The 5552-nt window shown below is 40.4% G+C and carries 7 protein-coding genes and 1 pseudogene; 4 read left to right on the top strand and 4 right to left on the bottom strand.

All coding sequences use genetic code 11. From position 1 onward, the window contains the following. Positions 1 to 77 precede the first annotated feature (77 nt). Positions 78 to 374 (top strand): hypothetical protein, encoded by a 297-nt coding sequence (locus ABYD77_RS17300; protein ID WP_372771337.1) that lies wholly within the window; start codon positions 78 to 80, stop codon positions 372 to 374. Here ABYD77_RS17300 and ABYD77_RS17295 read toward each other — a convergent pair. After that, the gene (locus ABYD77_RS17295) at positions 361 to 1119 is read right to left on the bottom strand and encodes an MBL fold metallo-hydrolase (protein WP_372771336.1); all 759 of its coding nucleotides are present in this window, start codon (positions 1117 to 1119) and stop codon (positions 361 to 363) included. The genes ABYD77_RS17300 and ABYD77_RS17295 overlap by 14 nt on opposite strands. A gap of 92 nt (positions 1120 to 1211) precedes the next feature. Here ABYD77_RS17295 and ABYD77_RS17290 point away from each other — a divergent pair, with 92 nt between their 5' ends. Together ABYD77_RS17290 and ABYD77_RS17285 are read left to right on the top strand one after the other, a co-directional pair. Continuing rightward, positions 1212 to 1808: a sulfotransferase family protein gene (locus tag ABYD77_RS17290; RefSeq protein ID WP_372771335.1), complete on the top strand. Its 597-nt coding sequence runs from the start codon at positions 1212 to 1214 to the stop codon at positions 1806 to 1808. 60 nt (positions 1809 to 1868) lie between these two features. Beyond that, positions 1869 to 2441 (top strand): tRNA-(ms[2]io[6]A)-hydroxylase, encoded by a 573-nt coding sequence (locus tag ABYD77_RS17285; protein ID WP_372771334.1) that lies wholly within the window; start codon positions 1869 to 1871, stop codon positions 2439 to 2441. Between the two features lie 10 nt (positions 2442 to 2451). Here the strand turns inward: ABYD77_RS17285 and ABYD77_RS17280 are convergent, their stop codons facing one another. Beyond that, positions 2452 to 2985 carry an NUDIX hydrolase gene (locus ABYD77_RS17280; protein ID WP_372771333.1) on the bottom strand — a complete coding sequence of 178 codons (534 nt, stop codon included), beginning with the start codon at positions 2983 to 2985 and terminating at the stop codon, positions 2452 to 2454. 154 nt (positions 2986 to 3139) lie between these two features. On the opposite strand from ABYD77_RS17280, the gene ABYD77_RS17275 reads away from it, so the two are divergent. Further along, positions 3140 to 4693, top strand: coding sequence for an AbgT family transporter (locus ABYD77_RS17275; RefSeq protein ID WP_372771332.1), 1554 nt, complete (start codon positions 3140 to 3142; stop codon positions 4691 to 4693). 72 nt (positions 4694 to 4765) lie between these two features. Here the strand turns inward: ABYD77_RS17275 and ABYD77_RS17270 are convergent, their stop codons facing one another. Beyond that, positions 4766 to 5473, bottom strand: coding sequence for a DUF3379 domain-containing protein (locus tag ABYD77_RS17270; RefSeq protein WP_372771331.1), 708 nt, complete (start codon positions 5471 to 5473; stop codon positions 4766 to 4768). After that, a pseudogene (locus ABYD77_RS17265) lies at positions 5466 to 5552 on the bottom strand (RNA polymerase subunit sigma); the annotation flags it as partial. The gene ABYD77_RS17270 and the pseudogene ABYD77_RS17265, both read right to left, overlap by 8 nt.

The raw sequence follows: 5552 nt of genomic DNA, 5'->3' as shown, positions 1-5552 counted from the left end.
CACAGATAAATAACACGGGATGAGTGAGCGCATCGAAACACTAGGTGCGGTTATTGAAAAGCTGTAAGGAATATAAAATGAATTTGATTAAAAATGCGTGTTTGTTTAGCGTTGTTTCAGTAATAAGTGCCTGTAGCACAGCGCCACGTAGCAGCAACCAAATTGAATGCAATGGCGAACGTTATCCAGTAACTTATATGAGCGAAATGCAACAATATGAAGTAGAACGCTTTGCTATGCGCCATGAATTTCGCCCCGGTTGTGTCTCTGGTAAATTAAAAGAGATTAAAGCTAAAACCTGTCAAACAGCATCATCGCTAAGTTATGAGCAATGGATGAGTTTATATAATGGCTGCGTGGTTAATACCCCTTAGGGCTCTTAAAAACCTGCTTTAATTTACTTTTAACGGAGCGCCAATGTGTCATCGGAATACTTGGTGCTTTTTGTAATAGCGAATTAAAGTCGATGTCGGAAAATTTAATTTTACCGTCATGTGCCAATAGTAAAGAGTCTGGCTTTAATGTTTTTAACATTAACAGCGAATTAAGATAACGTTTTGGGTAAAAAACAGGAAAAGGTGGGATCAATTTACCTTTAACTTTAACCATTAAATCAGCCACATAAAGCATATTACTTGGTAGGTGATGCAAGCAAATATCTCTGTCGGTATGTCCAGGGCTGTGATGCACCTGCCAATCATCAAAGCTTGGAATGCTTACACCATCGGCTAAGAAAATATCAGCTTTGAGCTTACGTGGGTACCACATAAAGCCTTGCTTTTTCCCTTTGCGACTGGCTACCCAACGCGCTAACAAAATATCGGTGATATGCATCATAATGCCATCAAACCCTTGATACCAATGACCGGGTGCGTTTGATGTTGCGATTTTTGCACCTGTCATACGGCGCAGTTTGTGTGCACCACCGGCATGATCTGGGTGCATATGGGTTACCACAATCAGTTTTAAATCAGACAGTGGGCGATTTAATTTGGTAGTAATAAAATGCGCAACTAAATCGCAATCGGCCCGGCAGCAACCATCCAGTAACATTAATTTATCTGAATATTCGACTAAATAGATAGATTGTATATGTCCATTTAAGGTGTGTAATTGCATAATAAGCTGATTTAGAACATGCGATAATATTCAGCTTATCGCAACTCATCAGACCACTCAAGAGGTGTGTTATTAGTAGTCAAAAAATCTTTGTGCTTGGTTTACCGCGCACAGGCACAACAAGTGTGTGTGCAGCGGCATTAGCATTAGGCTTTAAAACCGCACATACCGCCTATATTCACTCAACCTTGGATGAAGCGGAGTTTATTGCCGATACCCCCGTTTTTCATGATTATGAAATGCTTTTGGCGGCTTACCCAAATGCGAAATTTATTTACCTTGAGCGAGATTTAGCAGATTGGCTGCCTTCAATAAAGGTGCTATTAACGCGTATGGCAGATAGGCTTCTTACCGAGCATGGCGGCTTTTTTCCGAGTTTAAAGCGCTGTTATGGTGAGATTTTTCATCCGCTTAATAAGCAAACTATGTTAGATGATGCGCATTTAACACAGTGTTATTTATCGCATAAAGCCAAGGTAATGGACTTTTTTCAGCGCATCGATAACGAGCACTTAGTGCTTAACTTGACTGATGATAACAGCTATCAGCAATTTTGTTCGTTTTTGGGTAAACAAGAGAAAGGCGGTTTTGAACAGCTCAACGTAAATGGCAAAGTTACGGCGTGGAAACAAATCAAAAGCCCACTAAAACTCGACTCAACACGCAATGGTAAAGCGGATTTAAAATAGACATCTTTGGTGCTGACCATTAAACTGCGGCTAATTTGAATTGATGACAATTAGCCAAGTATGTTTGAACTAAAATACAAAACGCCATTCTCATGGACTGAAGCAGTAATGGCCGATTTTGATACCTTTTTACAAGACCACGCTGCCGCTGAGAAAAAAGCGTCTGGCATGGCGCTTTCAATGCTGTCGCATTATCCAGACCGCCGTAAACTAGTGCGTGCAATGACTGACTTAGCACTTGAAGAAATGATCCACTTTAAACAAGTGGTGAAAATTCTGTTAGAGCGCGATATTACTCTAGGCAAAGACACCAAAGATACATATGTAAAAGACTTACGTGCGCTATTTCGCCAAGGTAAAGATGTATTTTTACTAGATCGTTTAATTGTCGCAGCGGTAATCGAAGCCCGCGGTTATGAGCGTTTTTCATTGGTTGCTGAAGCGCTTGCAGAAGGCAAAGAAAAAGACTTTTACGTTACCATTGCTAAATCAGAAGAAAAGCACGCATTTTTATTTGTCGAACTGGCGTATGAATATTTTGATAAAGCCGTAGTGGATGCGCGTTTAGAGGAAATTTTAGAAGCAGAAGCGGAAATTTGTGCCAAGCTGCCGCATACAGCGGCGCTTCACTAATACGTCCCTCTTATCCGCAGGAAGGATTAAGTAAGTTTTCTGCAATATGCTCAAGTAAAAAGGTTTCGCGCACAATGCTGATGCCTTTTTTATCTGACTCAGCCATTGTTTGCTTGTTGTAAGCAATGGCTTTATCTATATCGATCCAATGAACAGTCATGCCATTGGCAATTTCATAATCTTCTAAATTTTGCTGATCAAATTGATCATCAATTTCGCAGGTAAAGCAGTAAGATAGCATTTCTATAATTTGGCCATCTTGTTTGTAGTTGGGACGAAATTCACGGATCAAGCCATAGGGTGTAATCTTTTCAATCGCACGTGCGCCCGTTTCTTCCTGTAACTCTCTCACTAATGCTTGCTGTAAACTCTCACCATGATCGACACCGCCACCAGGTAGGGAGTAATCACGATAACGTTCGGTATGAAGCAGCAAAATATTTCGCCCTTGGGTGACGATAGCACGGGTTGCTGGGCGCAAAATATGTTGATGATTGTTAAGAGCGAGTTCATCAACAAAATGGAACTCTTTAATTACCTGCATAAAACAAACCGATTAGTTAAAGGGTGCGAATAGTAGCACCGCACATATATAAATTAAATGCAAAATAAAAGGCAGATGAAAACAAATAAAGTTTTCTTTATCGGGGTATTGTTTATGATAAATTAGTAAAAATTATAACTATTAGGGAAATACCATGTCATCGAGTAGCACTGATGCACAGACACAAAAAGTAAAACCCATAGATAAATTTCTTAATGGTATTGAGTATGTAGGAAATAAATTGCCAGATCCGGCAATGATATTTTTGTTCTCAATGTTATTGATTTGGGTACTTTCAGCAATTTTTTCACATTACACCTTTTCAGCAATCGACCCTCGCACAGGCGAAGCGATAGTTGTTAATAACTTACTTACTGGTGATAGTCTTGCAGCCTTTTTGGCAAATATGGTTAAAACATTTACTGGCTTTGCACCACTTGGTGTGGTGCTAGTTGCAATGCTTGGTGTAGGTGTAGCGGAACATTCGGGCTACATTAACACTGGCCTAAAATTAATGTTAAAACGCACACCAAAGGCGCTATTAACGCCTTGTGTAATTTTAATTGCGATAGTGAGCCACACCGCAACAGATGCAGGCTATGTATTAGTAATACCATTAGCGGGTGTTATCTTTTATGCCATGGGGCGCCACCCATTAGTAGGTATTGCAGCAGCATTTGCCGGTGTAAGTGGTGGTTTTAGTGCCAACTTTATTCCATCGGGTATCGACCCGTTACTGCAAAGTTTCACGCAAAGTGCAGCGCAAATTATTGATCCTACTATTGAAGTTAATCCACTCAATAACTGGTATTTCACTTCGGCATCGAGTTTATTTATCGTGCTTCTGGGCTGGTATATTACCGATAAAATTATCGAGCCGCGCCTAAACAAGGTTGAGCTTGATGGTAACACTGATGACTTACCAAGCTTTGACCAAATTAATGACACCGAGCGTAAAGGCTTTTATATTGCGTCAGCAGTCATGATTGCTGGCCTAGCGCTACTTGCTTATGCTGCGTGGGGGGAAAGCTCTCCACTTCGCAGTAAAGAGGGCTCACTTACTGATTTTAAAGCGCCGCTAATGCAATCTATCGTGCCGATTATTTTCTTGGTTTTCTGGATCCCAGGAGCAGTTTACGGTTTTGTAGTGGGCACCTTTAAATCAAGTAAAGACATGATTGATGCAATGACCAAAGCAATGCATGGCATGGCGTATTATGTAGTTATGGCATTTTTCTGTGCGCTATTTATTGCTGCATTTTCACAATCGAATCTGGGGGCGCTACTTGCAATTGAAGGCGCTGAAGTACTAAAAGCAATGCAATTACCAAGTGCGGTGACTGTAGTGGGCATTATCTTCTTAACCGGTTTTGTAAACCTGTTTGTTGGTTCAAGTAGTGCAAAATGGGCGTTGCTAGGGCCTATATTTGTGCCTATGTTAATGCAGTTGGGTATTTCACCAGATTTAACACAAGCGGCTTACCGTATTGGTGATTCAAGCTCGAATATTATCACGCCGTTAATGCCTTACTTCCCGCTAGTGGTGGTGTATTGTCAAAAGTATGTTAAGAATACTGGCATTGGTACGCTTATCGCGTTAATGATCCCATACTCAATCGCCTTTATGATTGGTTGGACACTGTTCTTGCTGGCTTATTGGGGTTTAGGAATTCAGCTTGGCTTACAGGCAAGTTACACCTATGGTTAGTGCTTAACACTATAAGTAAAAACAGCAGGTTAATACCTGCTGTTTTTGTTTGAGCAATTGCTTATTTTTTCATTAAATGCGCCATTGCAGTGAATTTTGCAATTTCTCATTATAAGGCGAGAGTGCTTGTCCCTTTTCACCGAGCAAAATGAGATTTGCTTTATGACCTTGGTAGGTTGCACCGTCAAATGCCTCATCCGAAAAGTAGGATTCGGTTTGGTATTGATTTTTACTTGGCACAATAAACAGTGTCATCGGGCCTTGCTCTGTTTGAAATACTAAATGCAAACTTTTTTGCCCTTTAAAATCACAAAAGGTTAGGTAGCTTACTTGGTTTGGTAATTTGCTAAAATTACCACCAAAACTTGCTAGCTTGGCGTTCACTTCTTGTAAACTAAAGTTGTGATTTACATTAGTAAGCGAGCTAGGCTCATGGTAAACATGAGCAAGTGCATGCTGCTCTAAGTTGAGCGGTGCGCCTGTATTCAAATAAGTAAACGATACACCAAATAAAAATGCTACCGATGCAGCTAATGCTAAATGAATGCGTGTTTTTTTACGCTGAGTTTGAAATGCATGCAATGACTGATTTAACACTAAACGCTCAGCTAAGTTTTCAGGTACAGGGATATTAAGCGCATGCTCAATATCATTGTCGAGTGCTTTTAGCTCTTTACTAAATGCGTGTGCATCTGGGTCTGATTCTAGCGCATTAAGTACGTCTTTATCGCTGGTATTAGGATCAGCATATAAACGACGTCGTAATTCTAATTCATCCATTGTTGATCCCCCTTTGTAAACTTGGTTGTAAATTGTCTTTCAATTGGTTGCGAGCACGAAATAGTCGTGTCATTACCGT

It is taken from the genome of Pseudoalteromonas sp., from assembly GCF_041629635.1.
In the GTDB taxonomy this organism is placed as follows: Bacteria; Pseudomonadota; Gammaproteobacteria; order Enterobacterales; family Alteromonadaceae; genus Pseudoalteromonas.
This window is presented reverse-complemented; position numbering and strand designations above follow the sequence as displayed.

Bases quoted from the DNA above. Each gene is read 5' to 3' on its own strand.
- ABYD77_RS17300 (WP_372771337.1), top strand. From the start codon at position 78: ATGAATTTGATTAAAAATGCGTGTTTGTTTAGCGTTGTTTCAGTAATA.
- ABYD77_RS17295 (WP_372771336.1), bottom strand. From the start codon at position 1,119: ATGCAATTACACACCTTAAATGGACATATACAATCTATCTATTTAGTC.
- ABYD77_RS17285 (WP_372771334.1), top strand. From the start codon at position 1,869: ATGTTTGAACTAAAATACAAAACGCCATTCTCATGGACTGAAGCAGTA.
- ABYD77_RS17280 (WP_372771333.1), bottom strand. From the start codon at position 2,985: ATGCAGGTAATTAAAGAGTTCCATTTTGTTGATGAACTCGCTCTTAAC.
- ABYD77_RS17275 (WP_372771332.1), top strand. From the start codon at position 3,140: ATGTCATCGAGTAGCACTGATGCACAGACACAAAAAGTAAAACCCATA.
- ABYD77_RS17270 (WP_372771331.1), bottom strand. From the start codon at position 5,473: ATGGATGAATTAGAATTACGACGTCGTTTATATGCTGATCCTAATACC.